Origin of the sequence: Aquisalimonas sp. 2447 (assembly GCF_012044895.1) — a bacterium.
Taxonomy (GTDB): Bacteria; Pseudomonadota; Gammaproteobacteria; order Nitrococcales; family Aquisalimonadaceae; genus Aquisalimonas.
This window is the reverse complement of sequence record NZ_CP050695.1, coordinates 2903679-2918141: the sequence shown is the minus strand read 5'-3', so window position 1 is coordinate 2918141 and position 14463 is coordinate 2903679. Positions and strand designations below refer to the sequence as shown.

The 14463-nt window shown below is 67.6% G+C and carries 8 protein-coding genes; 4 read left to right on the top strand and 4 right to left on the bottom strand.

Translation table 11 applies throughout. The features are described 5' to 3' along the window. Positions 1–39: 39 nt before the first annotated feature. Positions 40–3339, bottom strand: coding sequence for a hypothetical protein (locus tag KU884_RS13815; RefSeq protein WP_167783158.1), 3300 nt, complete (start codon positions 3337–3339; stop codon positions 40–42). After that, a complete protein-coding gene (locus KU884_RS13810; RefSeq protein WP_167783157.1) occupies positions 3336–4625 on the bottom strand; it encodes a metallophosphoesterase in 1290 nt (429 codons plus the stop codon). The genes KU884_RS13815 and KU884_RS13810 overlap by 4 nt, the downstream gene beginning before the upstream one ends. Before the next feature lie 311 nt (positions 4626–4936). Here KU884_RS13810 and KU884_RS13805 point away from each other — a divergent pair, with 311 nt between their 5' ends. The 4 genes from KU884_RS13805 to KU884_RS13790 all read left to right on the top strand — a co-directional run bounded on the left by KU884_RS13805 (position 4937) and on the right by KU884_RS13790 (position 10789). Then, on the top strand, positions 4937–7534 hold the full coding sequence (locus KU884_RS13805) for an EAL domain-containing protein (RefSeq protein ID WP_167783156.1): 2598 nt from the start codon (positions 4937–4939) through the stop codon (positions 7532–7534). A gap of 80 nt (positions 7535–7614) precedes the next feature. Further along, the gene (locus KU884_RS13800) at positions 7615–8280 is read left to right on the top strand and encodes an MOSC domain-containing protein (protein WP_167783155.1); all 666 of its coding nucleotides are present in this window, start codon (positions 7615–7617) and stop codon (positions 8278–8280) included. Between the two features lie 40 nt (positions 8281–8320). Next, positions 8321–9991 carry an ABC-ATPase domain-containing protein gene (locus KU884_RS13795; RefSeq protein ID WP_167783154.1) on the top strand — a complete coding sequence of 557 codons (1671 nt, stop codon included), beginning with the start codon at positions 8321–8323 and terminating at the stop codon, positions 9989–9991. Positions 9992–10015: 24 nt separating this feature from the next. Next, on the top strand, positions 10016–10789 hold the full coding sequence (locus KU884_RS13790) for an SDR family NAD(P)-dependent oxidoreductase (RefSeq protein WP_167783153.1): 774 nt from the start codon (positions 10016–10018) through the stop codon (positions 10787–10789). 96 nt (positions 10790–10885) lie between these two features. Here the strand turns inward: KU884_RS13790 and acs are convergent, their stop codons facing one another. Both acs and KU884_RS13780 read right to left on the bottom strand, forming a co-directional pair. Continuing rightward, positions 10886–12823, bottom strand: a complete 1938-nt coding sequence (gene acs, locus KU884_RS13785; RefSeq protein WP_167783152.1) for an acetate--CoA ligase — start codon at positions 12821–12823, stop codon at positions 10886–10888. Between the two features lie 275 nt (positions 12824–13098). Then, positions 13099–14442 (bottom strand): sigma-54 dependent transcriptional regulator, encoded by a 1344-nt coding sequence (locus tag KU884_RS13780; RefSeq protein ID WP_167783151.1) that lies wholly within the window; start codon positions 14440–14442, stop codon positions 13099–13101. Positions 14443–14463: the final 21 nt, after the last annotated feature.

Genomic DNA, 14463 nt, shown 5'->3' with positions numbered 1-14463 from the left:
CTGACCGGGACGCCTCGGCAGAGAGGTGCGTGATGCGCTCTACCAGCCCGCGATGACGGTGGCTCCCGACTGATCGTCGTCGACGCCGGTGGCACGTTCCAGAGCGTCCACCACCGTCCGCGCCTCCCGCAGGGAGTCCGCATGGTCCGGGAGCCGCGCCAGGACGTGGTGATAACGCCCGCTCGCATCCAGCCGCGGGCGGGGGTCCAGGAAGCCGGCGTCCTCCAGCCACTGCGCGATCTGCTGGATCTTGCCCTCGCCGATGCCACTGATGCGCTCCATGCGCAGGGATTCCAGGAATGCCTCCGGATCACCGTCCACCCGGGTCGCGCGTTCGACCAGGGCGTCCAGTTGTTTCCAGTTGCCCACGGCTCCCTGCTCCAGGGCGGGCCTGTCCAGCGGCGTGCCGCGGCCGATGCGCGCCGCCTCCATCCATGCGCGGGCGGCCGTGATCCGGGTGTCGAGGCGCCGGCGGCTGTCGCTGTCCAGGTGACGCTGCGCAGCCGCCCCTTCCAGGAACGTCTCCGCCTGGCCCACGTTCCCTAGGCGAAGGTCCGACAGCAGGTGGTACAGCAGCGCCAGGTCGTCCGGCAGCAGGTAGGCCAGGTGAATGTGCCCGGCATCGACGGTCGGCTCCATGGCAGCAACGCCCAGCGCCTGCGCGTAACTCGCCGCGGTATGGCCGTCCGGGGCGGGAACCTGCTCCGCCTCGGGAAGCGGCAGTGCGTCCATTGCCGCCGGCGCTCCCCGGGCGTGGCCCAGCGAGACGACCATCGGTTCAGCGCCGGTGGCCCGTTTCCAGCGCTCCAGATCCTCCGGTTGCGCCGAGAGGTAAATGAGCTGGCGGCCCTCACTGCGGGTGATGCTGTGCAGAGCCGTGGCAACGGCCTCGAAGCGGTGCGGATCCGTGGTGCTCAGCGCCTCGTCCAGGATCAGCGGCAGTGCGGCGTGGTGACGTTCGCGGCGCTCGACCCAGGCCATGCGCAGTGCCACCAGAAGCTGCATGCGCGTGCCCACGGACAATGCCTCCAGCGGGCGGACCTCCCGGCTCTGGCTGTCCTGCGCGCAGGGCGAGCCGTCATCCGCCATGACCAGGCTGAAGGCGTTATGGGTGAACTGCCGCAGCCGCTGGTCGGCGACGCGAATCGCCTCGGGCTGATGCTCCCGGCGATGGGCCTGTTCTACCTCACCCAGGAGGAACTGGCTTGCCTCGGCCACCATCCGCTGTTCGTAGCGCTGGGTCAGCGCGTCCTCGGCCTGATCGCGCCGGGCGCGGGCCTCTTCCAGGCGAAGTGCGCGTTCGGCGTCGCGGATGGCGTGTTCGATACCGGTCTTCTCCTCGATCAACGCCTGATGGTTGTCCGCTTCTGCGCGGGCGTGGTCCCGCTGCTCCTCGATCCAGGCGGCGTCCTCGGCTTCCGCGCGGGCCAGGAGTTCGGGGTCGTCGGTCTTTTGCAGACTCTCGCGGGCGGCGTGCTCGCGTGCTTCCGCATCGCGTAATGCGTTGCTTGCAGCCTGCCATTCCGGCAGGTCGCGAATGCGGGCCAGCAGGGTGTCCCGGTCGCCGGGTTCCAGGTCCGCCTGCTGGTACAGGGCCTGCAGGCGTTGATCGGCTTCCCGGGCGCGGCTGCTTGCCTGTTGCTCCTGGTCGCGGAATCGGCGGATCTCCTGGCGCAGGCTTTCCGCGTGTTGGCGGCGACGGTCCAGAGCATCCAGGGCGTGCCTCAGGCCGGGGTGGTCGGTGTGCTCCGGGGTTGCCTGCCATTGCGCCAGACCCGCGTGAATGGTCCGCCCCAGTTCCTCCGCCTGTCCGCTCAGGTAGTTGACGCGCCCCTCAGTCTCCGCGACTGCGCGGCGCGCGGCATCCAGGGTGGCAACGCGTTGCAGGAAGAGCTGGAAGTGCTGGGCCAGCTGATCCGGAGTCGGCGCAATACCTGCCGTTTTCGCCGCCGTGCGCAGCTGCTCCCGCGTCTGCTCCAGGCGCTGTTCAGCCTCACGCGCGCGCTGTTTCCAGGCCGTGCGCATGGCGTCCCGGGCATCCTTGCCGGCAGCGCCGCGGACCGCCACTGCCCGCCACGTCAGCCACCCAAGGCCGGCGGCAACAACGAGGAGCGCGGCCGCCGTCAACCAGTATGGGGATTCCCAGGCGCGCACGGCGAGCACGGCGCCGCCTGCAGCGCCGGCTGCGGTGGCCGCGACGGTGGACCAGTGGGACCGCAGTTCGGTGCGCCCGGCGTGGTCAGTTTCCTGCTCTGCCTGCCGGGCTGCGGCCCCGGCTTCATGGGCGTCCGCCTGCGCGGCGGCCAGCGCCTGTACGTGCTCGTCCAGACGCTTGAGCTCCGCGGTGGTCAGTTGGGGCAGGACCTCTGGTATGGCATCCAGGACTTCGGTCGCCGCGGAGGCCCGCTTCTGTTCAGCGGCAAGCTGTTCCTCGGCTTGCAGCAGGCGGCTGACCAGATCTCCCAGGTCATCCACCTTGCGCCGCAGAGTGGCGATATCTTCCGCGGTTGGGCACGAGTCCTCGAACCCGGTGTCGCGTAGTTCGGTTTCCTGGGCCTCTGCGTGTTCCCGGGCCTGCTCCGCCGCCTGGTTGTAGTCGCGCAGCGATCTTTCCAGCGCCTCTACATCATCCCGGGAGATTCCCTCCGGCATCGTTTCAGGGAAGCGGGCCAGGGCCAGACTCGCTTCCCGGGTTTTCGCCTTTTCCTTGACCAGCAGTGATGCCGTTTCGAAGTCGTACAGGCGTCGCCGGGCCTCGGCGCTGCGGGCGATGTCCTCGTCCAGGGAGGGCAGACGCTGGCGCCGCTGCAGAAGTTCGCTGTTGCCGGCCTCGGCCTGGCGCAGTGCCTGTTCGGCCTCCAGCAGCCGTTGTCCGGCGTCCCGGTCCCGGTTCGGGTGGGTAGCGGCAGGACCACCTTCACGATGCAGCACCCTGAGGTCGTAGCCGCCCGCCAGTTCCTGCTGTAGCCGCCTGGTAAACGCTTCATCCACGCGGGTGAGCCCGAGGAGTTCATCGATGGCCAGAAAGTAACCGCCCAGGGCCTCGGCATCCGGCAGCACGGGGGCGTCGGCGGGCGCGCCGTTGCGGCGCCACACCGTGTCACGACCGAATCGTTCCACCTGCCACCGCTCGTCGCCGTCGGCGAATGTTGCCTGCAGCAGAACATCCGGTGGGTCGCCGCGCCCGGGCGCCAGCAGCAGTCGCAGGGACCGCACCAGGCTGCTCTTGCCGGACGCATTGGGGCCGGTGACGACGGTGATGTCGTCGCCGAAAGCCTCGACGGCGATGGCGTCGTTGAGGCCGGGCAGGCGCTGGATCCGCAGGGCCTCGAGCTTCACGCGGAGGCCTCCCGGTCATGTTGCTCCAGAAGAGCGTCCAGCGAGTCCAGTGCGCCCCGTCGCAGCCAGTCCTTCACCTGGGCGGTGTCCGGCTCGGCGGGGAGATCCAGTCGTGACCAGGCCGGCTCCCGGTGCGCCCTTCCCAGCTGCTCGCGGGCTCGCTCCAGCAGCGCACGCCCCTGTGGATCATCAGCGTCGCTGTCCAGCCAGAGCAGTCGCTGTGCCAGCAGGCCGACAGGGTCGGGGCGCCGCGCCAGGGCCTCCAGGTCCAGTTCCGGGCGGGTCTCAAGCCGCCAGCGGCCGACGAAGCCATGGATTCCGCCTGCCAGGGGCAGGTCATCCAGCTCCTGGTTGCCGAGCATCCCGGCGACCTGTCTGCGCAGCGCCGTGCGCCCGTACAGGCGCAGACGCAGGCCGAGAACCTGGGGGTGCAAGCGGGCGGTTGCCAGGGTGTCCGCGAGGGAATTGGCGGCGCCCAGGATGCGCGTGCGGGCGTCGGTTGCCGCCTCGATGCCGGTGAGATCGACCTCCAGCGCTTCCCACCGCAGCGGGGCGAGGGGCCACTGGGCGATGGCGCGGACGCCGCCGGCGCCGATGTCGTAAAGCCAGGGCCCCCGCGTTCCCACCTCGCTGGCACGCAGGGCCGTGACCGATCCCAGGTAGCCGGAGGGTTGCTCTGCGGACAGGGCGTCGGGCTTGTGGATATGGCCAAGCAGCCAGGCATCCAGTCCGGTGGCGGCGAGTTCCCGTGCAGTCACCGGCGCGTGGTAACTGCCCGGTTGACCCCGGTCGCAGTGCAGCAGGCCGATGGCAGGGCGGCCGCCTCGCTCGAAAGCGGCGTCGGTCAGCGGACTCTCGGTTACCCGGGGGCGGGGGAACGACCAGCCGAACAGGCGAACCTCGGTGCCGTCGGCACCGACAAGGTCGATGGCTTCCCAGGCGCCCTCGGCCCCCAGCAGCCGAAACTCGGGAACTTCCCGGGCGAGCTGTGGAAGCACCTGTACATCGTGGTTGCCGGCCACGCCGACGACCTCGATGCCGGCTTCAGCCAGGCGCTCGACGGCCCGGCGCAGTTCCGCGTAGGCTTCGAAGAAATCGTCGTCCTGTTCCACCACGTCGCCGGCGAAGGCCACCGCATCGATGTCTTGGCGGATGGCTTCGTCCACCAGCCGCGTCAGCGCTGCGGATGGACCCAGCGAGCGGGCGTCCTGCCGGCTCCCGATCTGGGCGGGAAGGCGGGCCGGGAGGCGGCCGAGATGAAGGTCTCCCACTGCGAGTAGTTGCATGCGCCGGGTCGTCGCTTCCTCGGGGTTCGGTCCGCCATGCTACCCATTTCCCGTGGGTCTGCCGAGCCCCGGGGCGGCCGGTGTGCCATCCGGGAGTTGCTTCATGCCCCGGTGAGTCCCGCCAACCCCATTTGCCACAACCGGAACTGCGTCACATCGGTGCCGGAAGACAGGACCTATCATTGCTTCTGGGAAAGAATAACAAGATCGCATCGATGATCAGACAGTAATCCCGGAATACCCTTCCCGCCCGGGATCCATGATGATCATGGTTATCCGGGGCTCGGGACACTGCCTGGTGGGGACGATTGATGGGAGCACGCGGGGCGTCAGGGACGTCGAGAGATCAGCAACTGCCTGCGATTGCCGCGGCGGAGGATGCGCGCGGGGATCCGGCAGGATTGCGTCGCTACCTTCAGCACAGCTCCATCGGCTGGATCGAGTGGACTGCCGACTTTCATGTACGCCGCTGCAACCAGGCGGCATGCCGCATGCTGGCCTACCCGGCGGTGGCTCTCGTGGACATGCATGCCGAGCAACTCCTGCTCAGGCAGCGGGACCGCAAAGGGTTTATACCCGTCGCGGAACAACTGCGCAGCGGCCAGGTGGATCATGTGCAGCACCTGGCGCGCAGCCGCCGTGGCGATGGCGTCCCGGTATGGTGTGACTGGCTGCACCTGGTCACGCGCGACCACGGCGGCGACGTGGCCGGATATTTCTCGTTGATCCGGGAGGTGACTGAGGAGACGCTGGTTCGTCGCTACATGGATCGGATGGCGTCTTGTCCTTCCGGCGGCAATGACGGCTGGTCGCAACTGGATCACCTGCTGGAGAGCATCCGCACCGTGCTGGGTGGGGAGGCGGCCCTGGTGGCGACCATCGATGGGCGCGACGCGGTGGTTCTCGCCAGCGCGGCTCGTCACCACCGTGTCGATTTCGATCGTTATCCCCTGGCCGGGACGCCGTGCGCTGAAGTGGTCCGGAGCGAGTCCTGCATAATCAATCACCATGCCTGGGAACGTTTCCCTGAAGACGACATGCTGGTGGCCGTGCAGGCGGAGAGCTATGCCGGAGTGCTCCTGCATGATGATGCCGGGGAGGTCCTGGGCCTGCTGGCCGTGACCGGGCGCTGGCCGCTGGGTCCCGCCGGGGCAGTGCGCCGGACGCTGGAGCACGTGGCCGGGCGCGTTCGCCTGGAGGTACAGCGCCTGCGCGCCGAGGAAGAAACGCGCCTGGCGGCTTTGGCGTTCGAGACCCACGCGGCCATCATGATCCTGGATGGCGAGTACCGGTTCATCCGTGTCAACGACGCGTTCCGGCGCCTGACAGGCTACCCGGCAGAACAAGTGCAGGGGCATGGTCTGCGCCTGCTCCTGGGTGGCTACAACGGTGGCGAAGTGCGTCGGCAAATTCAGGCCACGCTGGCTCGAGACGGGCACTGGAACGGGGACGTCCGTGCCCGCAACCAGAACGGCGAACAGCGGCTGTTCCGGTTGAGCGTCACGGCGCTTGACCGCGCCAGGGACCGCGAAGCGAGGTACGTGGGCAGCTTCCTGGACGTGACCTGGCACCGCGAAGCGGAAGAGCGGATTCGTCAGCTGACCTTCGAGGATCGAGTCACCGGGCTGCCCAATCGCGCTGCCATGCTGGCCCGGCTGGAGCACGACGGGTACGAGCGCGGAGGTGATGCCATACGGGGCTTGCTGGTGATGGATCTGGACGGTTTCCGGCGTGTCAACGAAGGCATGGGCTATGAGGTGGCCGATTCCCTGCTGCAGGCGCAGGCAGCGCGGTTGCGGGCACTGGCACCCGAGGCGCTGATGCTTGCCCGGGTGGGCGCCGACGAGTTCGCCGTCCTGCTGGGAGCGGAGGGAGCGGCGGGTGATGGTGTCGCGGACCTGCATGATGAGGCGGAACGTCTGCGCGGCGCCTTTGCGGATCCGGTGGAGGTCGGTGGGGTGATGGTGCAGTCCGGTGTGAGCGTGGGGGCTGTGGATGCCGGCGGCCACGGAGCTGCTGATTCCAGACTCCTGACCCGCGCGGAAATTGCCGTGGCACAGGCGCGCCACCATGGTGGCAACCGGGTTGCCTGGTTCGCCCCGAGGATGGAGGAGGAAACCAGCGAACGTCTGCAACTCGAGCAGGGTCTGCGGCAGGCGGTGGGCAACGGTGACCTGCATTTCCATCTACAGCCATTGGTGGATGGCGAGGGCCGGATCGGCTCCCTGGAGGTGCTGGCCCGCTGGGAGCACAACGGCGCCTCCGTCTCACCGGCACGTTTTATCCCCATCGCCGAGCAGTCCGGACTGATCCGGCCCATGGGCGCCCAGATTCTGCGCGACGCCTGCCAGTGGCTGGCGCAGTGGCATCGCGGCCACCCTGATCGCCACCTGCCGTCACTGGCGATCAACGTCAGCGTTCGCCAGTTTCACGATCCGGAGTTCGAAGCCATCGTCGCCCGGGTGCTGGAGCAAACGGGGCTGCCGCCGTCCACGCTGCTGCTGGAGGTCACCGAGAGCCTGCTGGCCGATGAGGGTGATGCCGTGGTCGGTCGCATGCGGCGCTTGCGGGAGCTGGGCGTGCGTTTCGCCATCGACGATTTCGGCACCGGGTACTCCTGCCTGGCCTATCTGCGGCGCTTGCCCATCGACGAACTCAAGATCGACGGCTCGTTTGTTGATGCCATGTTGCTCAGCCCCGAGGACGAGGAAATCGTCCGCACCATCATTGCCATGGCCCAGGCGCTGCGCCTCAACGTGGTGGCCGAGCGGGTGGAGACCCGGGAGCAGGCCGAGCGGCTTCGTGCCCTGGGCTGCAAGACACTGCAGGGGTTCTACTTCCACCGTCCGCTTGACCCCGCCGCGGTCGCCGAGTGTCTGCGGGCCGAACCCGTGGTGCCGAACCACTGAGACCTGGCTTGACTTCCGAAAAGGCGAGCTGCCGTTGTAGCCTTGCAGGGGTTGTCGATCCTGTGCAGGAGAGGGCGAGCATGACAGACATGGTGACCATCACGGGTGTGTTCCAGGGGCAGATACACCAGATGGAAGGTGACGGCCGGCCCACCGGCATCTACAAGGAGCCCGTGCGTGAGGCGGTGGCCGTGGACGATGCTGGCCTGGAGGATGATCACCAGGGTGACCCCAAGGCCCATGGCGGCCCGGATCGCGCCCTCAGCCACTATCCCGCCGAGCACTACGCCACCTGGGGCGCGCTTTTCGCCGAGGCGAGTGCCATGCTGCGCCCGGGTGTTCTGGGCGAGAACATCTCCACCAGCGGCCTCACCGAGCGGAACGTGCATGTTGGTGACGTTTTCCGCATGGGCACCGCTCTGGTGGAAGTCAGCCAGCCCCGGCAGCCCTGCTGGAAGGTGAGCCATCGCCTCGGTGTCCCGGAGCTGGCCCGTCACATTGCGGAGTCCGGGCGTTCGGGGTGGCTCTATCGGGTGCTGGAGCCGGGTTACGTTGGCCCTGGTGACGTGGCCGAGCGCGTGGAGGTGGCCGACCATGGGTACACGCTGGCCCGCCTCTGGGCATTGCGCAACGAGACCCGGCCGGACCGCGAGCACCTGGAATTTCTTGCCGAGCTGGAGACTCTGGCCGAGTCATGGCGAGAGCGTTTCGCCCAGCGCCTGGACTGGCTGCGCCGCCACGCGTGACACCCGTCGCGGACTATCGATTCCCGTTCATGGAGGCGCGATGAAGCGGCTGCAGTCCCTGTTGCTGGGTATCGACGGCAAGGGCTATAAGGCGTACCGGCAAATCACCGGCGAGTATGCATTCGACGATTTCCGCCTGCTGGTGGATCACGTCCAGGGGGATCCGTTCGCGAGTCCGTCACGTCTGCGCGTGGTTATGCCGTGGAGCGAGATCGCTTTGCCTGATCGTGCCCGCGAACCGGCGCCCCGGGCCGTTGCTGCCAGGGACTGGCTCGGCCGCGCTTTCCGCCAGGCGGCCCGGGACACCGAAGAGGTGGGCATCGATGCCGGCCGGCAGACGGTCCTCGATCGTACCTCGGTCCTGTTTACGGAGGCCGGCGTGGAGGTGCGTTTCACCGTCAACCTGCCGGCCAAGGGGCGCACCATCCTGGGCAAGACGGCGCGGGAGCTGCTTTGCCGGACGCTGCCGCGGGTGGTGCGGCGCGCACTGCGCCCGGAACAGCGGGATGAGGCGGCGCTCGCCCATCACTGCGATACCGTCGAGGACCAGGTCGCGCTGCGGGAAGCGCTGGCGATGCGCGGCCTGGTGGCCTTCGTCGCCGACGGTGCCTGCCTGCCACGGCGCTCCGGCGTGGACGACCGCCCCCTGGAAAACGCGGTGCCGTTGCATGTGCCGGAGCCGCTCGCCGTCGACCTGGAGGCGCCCAATGCCGGCACGGTGACGGGGCTGGGTGTGCCCGCCGGGATCACGCTGGTGGTCGGGGGCGGTTTCCACGGCAAGTCCACGTTGCTGAGTGCCATCCAGTACGGTGTTTACGATCACGTCCCCGGCGACGGGCGCGAGCGGGTGGTTGCCACCGGTGACGCGGTCAAGCTCCGTGCCGAGGACGGGCGCGCCGTGCACGCCATGGATCTGTCACCGTTCATCAATGAACTGCCCTTCGGCAAGTCCACCCGGGCGTTCTCCACGGAGCTCGCTTCCGGTTCCACCAGTCAGGCAGCGGCGCTGCAGGAGTCGCTGGAGCTAGGAGCAGGCGCGCTGCTGGTGGACGAGGATACCTCCGCCACCAATTTCATGATCCGGGATGCCCGCATGCAGGCCCTGGTGGCCAAGCGCGATGAACCCATCACCCCCTTCGTAGACCGCATTGCCGAGCTGCGGGACCGGCTTGGTGTCTCCACGGTGCTGGTCATGGGCGGTTCCGGGGATTACTTCGGTGCCGCGGACACGGTCATCCAGATGCACGATTATCAGCCGCGGGACGTCACCACCGAGGCCCACCGCATCGCGCGGGAACATCGGACCACTCGCAGCACCGAAGCTGCGCAGCCGCTGGAGCGGCCGCATCCGCGGACCCTGGATACGCGCTCCCTGGACCCCGCCGGTCGGCGCGGCAAGCGGCGGATCAAGGCGCGGGGCATGGACGCCCTGGAGTTCGGGGACGACGTGGTTGACCTGCGCGCCCTGGAACAGCTGGTGGACGCCTCCCAGGTGCGCGCCATCGGTATACTGCTTCCGGCACCCGGCGCAGAAGGGCTGCTGGGGCTGGAGGATGTGCCTGGGTGGTTCCGCGCCTACCTGGCGCAGCCCTGGGAGGCGCTGACCCGTCGTCCCGACGGCGATCTGGTGCGTCCGCGGCTGCAGGAACTCATGGCGGTGCTGAACCGCCTGCGCTCGGCGAGGTTCCGGCCGGCCGTGCAGGATGACTGAACAACACATACGGGGGAGAGACACATGAACGAACACCTTTTTGACCTCAGCGGTCGCGTGGCGCTGGTGACCGGCGCATCCAGCGGCCTGGGCGCCCACTTCGCCAGGGTGCTGGCCGGCAACGGCGCGCGGGTCGTGGTGGCCGCGCGCCGCGTAGAGCGGCTGCGGGAACTCACCGACGGTATTGCCGCCGCCGGCGGAGAGGCCAGGGCAGTGGCCATGGATGTAACGGACCCGGACAGTGTCCAGGCCGGATTTGATGCTGCCGAGGAGGCCTTCGGCACGGTGGACCTGCTGGTCAACAACGCCGGCGTGGCCCAGTCCCGTTCCTTTCTCAAGAGCACCGAGACGGACTGGGACTACGTCATGGACACCAACCTCAAGGCCGTGTGGCGGGTCGCTCGGGCCGGTGCCGAGCGCATGAAAAAGGCCGGGCGGCCGGGCAGTATCGTCAACATCGCATCGCTGCTCGGCCTGGGTGTGCAGTTCGGGGAGTCCATGTATGCCACCTCGAAGGCGGGCGTGGTGCAGCTGACCCGGCACATGGCGCTGGAACTCATGCGGTACCAGATTCGTGTCAACGCCATCTGCCCCGGGTACTTCGAGACGGAGATGAACAAGGACTTCTTCGCCTCCGAGCAGGGACAGCACTACGTCCGCGAGCAGATTCCAAGCCAGCGTCTGGGGGATCTGTCCGAACTCTCCGGCCCGCTACTGCTGCTGGCCTCGGATGCCGGTTCGTTCGTCAACGGCGTGGCGCTGCCGGTGGACGGCGGACACCTGGTCAAGTCGTTGTAAACAGCAAACCCGACCGCGGACGCGGACGGGTTCTCAGTGACGGGAAAGCCGCGTGGGCGGATTCCGGAGCGTTATCCGGAATCCGCCGCGACATCTTTACTTGTTGGCGCGGTTGTCGATCAGCTCGTCCACCACGCTCGGGTCCGCCAGGGTGCTGGTGTCACCCAGGCTGTCCAGCTCGTTGGACGCCACCTTGCGCAGGATGCGACGCATGATCTTGCCGGACCGGGTCTTCGGCAGGCCCGGGGCCCACTGTATGAAGTCCGGTTTGGCAATGGCGCCGATCTCCTTGCGGACAAGCTCGATGAGCTCCTTCTGCAGATCGTCGGACGGCGACGCGCCCTCCACAAGCGTCACATAAGCGTAGATGCCCTGGCCCTTGACGTCGTGGGGGAAGCCCACCACTGCCGCTTCGGCCACCTTCGGGTGGAGTACCATGGCGCTTTCCACCTCGGCGGTGCCCATGCGGTGGCCGGAGACGTTGAGGACGTCATCGACGCGGCCGGTGATCCAGTAGTAGCCGTCTTCGTCGCGGCGGGCGCCGTCACCGGTGAAGTACTTGCCCTTGTAGGCGGACAGGTACGTCTCCATGAAACGCTTGTGGTCGCCGTAGATGGTGCGCATCATCGAGGGCCAGGAGCGGGCGATGCAGAGGTTGCCATCGGTGGCCCCCTCGAGCAGATGGCCCTCGTTGTCCACCAGCTCCGGTTCCACGCCGAAGAACGGCAGGGTGGCCGAGCCGGGCTTGAGGTCGGTGGCGCCCGGTAGCGGCGTGATCATGATGGCGCCGGTCTCGGTCTGCCACCAGGTGTCGACGATGGGGCAGCGGCCGTCCCCGACCACGTCGTAGTACCAGTTCCACGCCTCGGGGTTGATGGGCTCGCCCACGGTGCCGAGGATGCGCAGAGATTTGCGGCTGGACTTCTTCACCGGCTCCTCGCCCTTGGCCATGAGTGCGCGGATGCCGGTGGGCGCGGTATAGAAGATGTTCACCTGGTGCTTGTCGACGATCTCCCAGAGGCGTCCGGCGTCCGGGTAGGTGGGCACACCCTCGAACATCAAGGTGATGGCGCCGTTGGCCAGCGGACCGTAGACGATGTAGCTGTGGCCGGTGACCCAGCCCACGTCGGCGGTGCACCAGTACACCTCGCCCTCCTGGTAGTCGAACACGTACTGGTGGGTCATGCTGGCGCCCAGCAGGTAGCCGGCGGTGGTGTGCAGCACGCCCTTGGGCTTGCCGGTGGAGCCGGAGGTGTAGAGGATGAACAGCGGATCCTCGGACTCCATCTCCTCCGCCGGGCAGTCCGCCGACGCATTCTTCACCACATCGTGGAACCAGACGTCACGGCTGTCATCCCAGTCCACCTTGTTGCCGGTGCGCTGGACCACCACCACGGTGCTGACGCTGGGGCACTCCTTCAGCGCCTCGTCGGCGTTGGCCTTGAGCGGGAAGCTGCGGCCGCCGCGCACGCTCTCGTCGGCGGTGACCACTACCTGGCAGTCGGAGTCCTGGATGCGATCGCGCAGGGCCTGGGGCGAGAAGCCGCCGAAGACCACCGAATGAATGGCGCCGATGCGCGCGCAGGCAAGCATGGCAACGGCCGCTTCGGGCACCATGGGCAGGTAGATGCAGACCCGGTCACCGCGTTTGACGCCCCGTTCCTTGAGGGCGTTGGCGAAGCGCGACACGCGCTCGTGCAGGTCCTTGTACGTAATCTTCTGGGCCGGATCCTTGGGATCGTCCGGCTCCCAGATGATGGCGGTCTGGTCGCCGCGGGTCTTCAGATGCCGGTCCACGCAGTTGTAGGCCGCATTGATGCGCCCGCCGTCGAACCAGCGGATCTCCCCCTTGTTGAGGTCGGAGTTGTTGACTGCATCCCAGCGCTTGAACCAGGCCAGGCGCTCGGCCTGCTCGGCCCAGAAGTTGTCCGGGTCGTCCAGGGAGCGCTTGTACATGCTCCGGTAGGTATCCGCATCGATATGTGCGCCCTTGGCAATGTCTGCGGGTACGGGATAGACCTTGGTGTCGGACATGAAGTAACTCCTCCTCTAGGAATGACCGGCGGACTGCAATGGCCCGCCGCTGTATTCTGGGCGACTCTCCTGAAAGCCTAGCAGCCGGCGCACCACTCGCCCGCATCGGCGCGTTGCCGGTGCGCCGGCGCCGTGGTGGCGTCTTCTCTGCTCCGTGTTCTGCGAAAGCCATGCCATCGAACCGCGCGCCACGAGTCAATGACTTATGGTCTCGACGCCGCCGTTGGCGTTACTCTGGGTAACACCGCCCGGGACAAGTGTTACCAGTTCTGGCGTCATGCCTCCGCAGCCCGGGCCTTGCGCGGGATGCCAAGGCGCTGGCGTTTCTCCCACAGGGCCTTGCGGCTGATTCCCAGCCGGCGTGCCAGTTCGGTTTCCGTGCATTGCTCCTGGTTGGCCAGCACGAACTGACGGAAATAGTCCTCCAGAGACAATCCCGGCGTCTCCAGATTCGGCCCCGGATCGGCATCCGGCCGGATGCCCAGCAGGTCCGGCGTAATGGCGGTACTGTCGCTGAGGATGACGGCGCGCTCTATGGCGTTCTCCAGTTCACGCACATTGCCCGGCCAGCTGTAGCGCTGGATGCACTCCACCGCTTCGTGACTGAAGCGCATGGGCGGGCTCTTCAGCCGCTTGTAGGTGCGCTCCAGCAGATGCCGGGCCAGGGCCGGGAGATCGTCCGTGCGCTCCCGCAGCGGCGGCAGGCGGATCTCCATGACGTTGATGCGGAAGTACAGATCCTCCCTGAAGCCGCCCTCGTTGACCATGCGGCCCAGATCCCGGTGCGTCGCGGCAATCAGGCGGACGTCCACATGCCGGGACTGTGACGACCCCACGCGGCGGATTTCGCCTTCCTGCAGCACCCGCAGTAACCGCGCCTGGGCGGCCAGTGGTAGCTCGCCGATCTCGTCCAGGAACAGGGTGCCGCCGTCGGCGGATTCCACCAGCCCCTCGCGGGCTCCCACGGCGCCGGTGAAGGCGCCCTTCTCGTGGCCGAACAGTTCCGCCTCGATCAGGGTGTCCGGGATGGCGGCGCAGTTCACCGTGATCATGGGGCCGTCCTGGCGCGGGCTCTGCTCGTGGACGGCCCGTGCCACCAGTTCCTTGCCGGTACCGGATTCGCCCAGCACCAGCACGGTGGTGTTGGTGGCCGCAACACGGGTGATGCGATCGAAGACGTCACGCATGGCCTTGCAGTTGCCGATGATGCCGGAGACCGGGTAGTCGCGATCCAGGTCGGCCTTGAGGGCGGCGTTCTGGCGCTGCAGACGCCGCTCCTTGAGTGCGCGCTCAACGGTGAGGATGAGTTCGTCGTTGTCGAAGGGCTTGGCAATGTAGTCCAGGGCGCCGCGTTTCATGGCCTCCACGGCAGAACGCACGCTGGCATAGCTGGTCATGATGATGGTGGGCACCCCCGGTGCCTTGTCCAGGATCTCGGTGCCTGCGGCGCCGGGGAGTCGCAGGTCGGCGATGATGAGATCGAAGTCCGTCAGGTCGTGCTCCCGGGCCGCCCCTTCCACGGAGTCCGCCTCGGACACGGCATGGTTTCGCTTTTCCAGCAGCCGCCGCAGGCTCTGCCGGATGACCTTTTCATCTTCCAGGATGAGTATGTATGCCATGTCGCTGCTTCACCTCCCGTG

What these genes read in the sequence shown, in the direction of transcription:
- KU884_RS13810 (WP_167783157.1), bottom strand. Translation starts at nt 4,625, where the DNA reads ATGCAACTACTCGCAGTGGGAGACCTTCATCTCGGCCGCCTCCCGGCC.
- KU884_RS13790 (WP_167783153.1), top strand. Translation starts at nt 10,016, where the DNA reads ATGAACGAACACCTTTTTGACCTCAGCGGTCGCGTGGCGCTGGTGACC.
- KU884_RS13780 (WP_167783151.1), bottom strand. Translation starts at nt 14,442, where the DNA reads ATGGCATACATACTCATCCTGGAAGATGAAAAGGTCATCCGGCAGAGC.
- acs (WP_167783152.1), bottom strand. Translation starts at nt 12,823, where the DNA reads ATGTCCGACACCAAGGTCTATCCCGTACCCGCAGACATTGCCAAGGGC.
- KU884_RS13795 (WP_167783154.1), top strand. Translation starts at nt 8,321, where the DNA reads ATGAAGCGGCTGCAGTCCCTGTTGCTGGGTATCGACGGCAAGGGCTAT.
- KU884_RS13800 (WP_167783155.1), top strand. Translation starts at nt 7,615, where the DNA reads ATGACAGACATGGTGACCATCACGGGTGTGTTCCAGGGGCAGATACAC.
- KU884_RS13805 (WP_167783156.1), top strand. Translation starts at nt 4,937, where the DNA reads ATGGGAGCACGCGGGGCGTCAGGGACGTCGAGAGATCAGCAACTGCCT.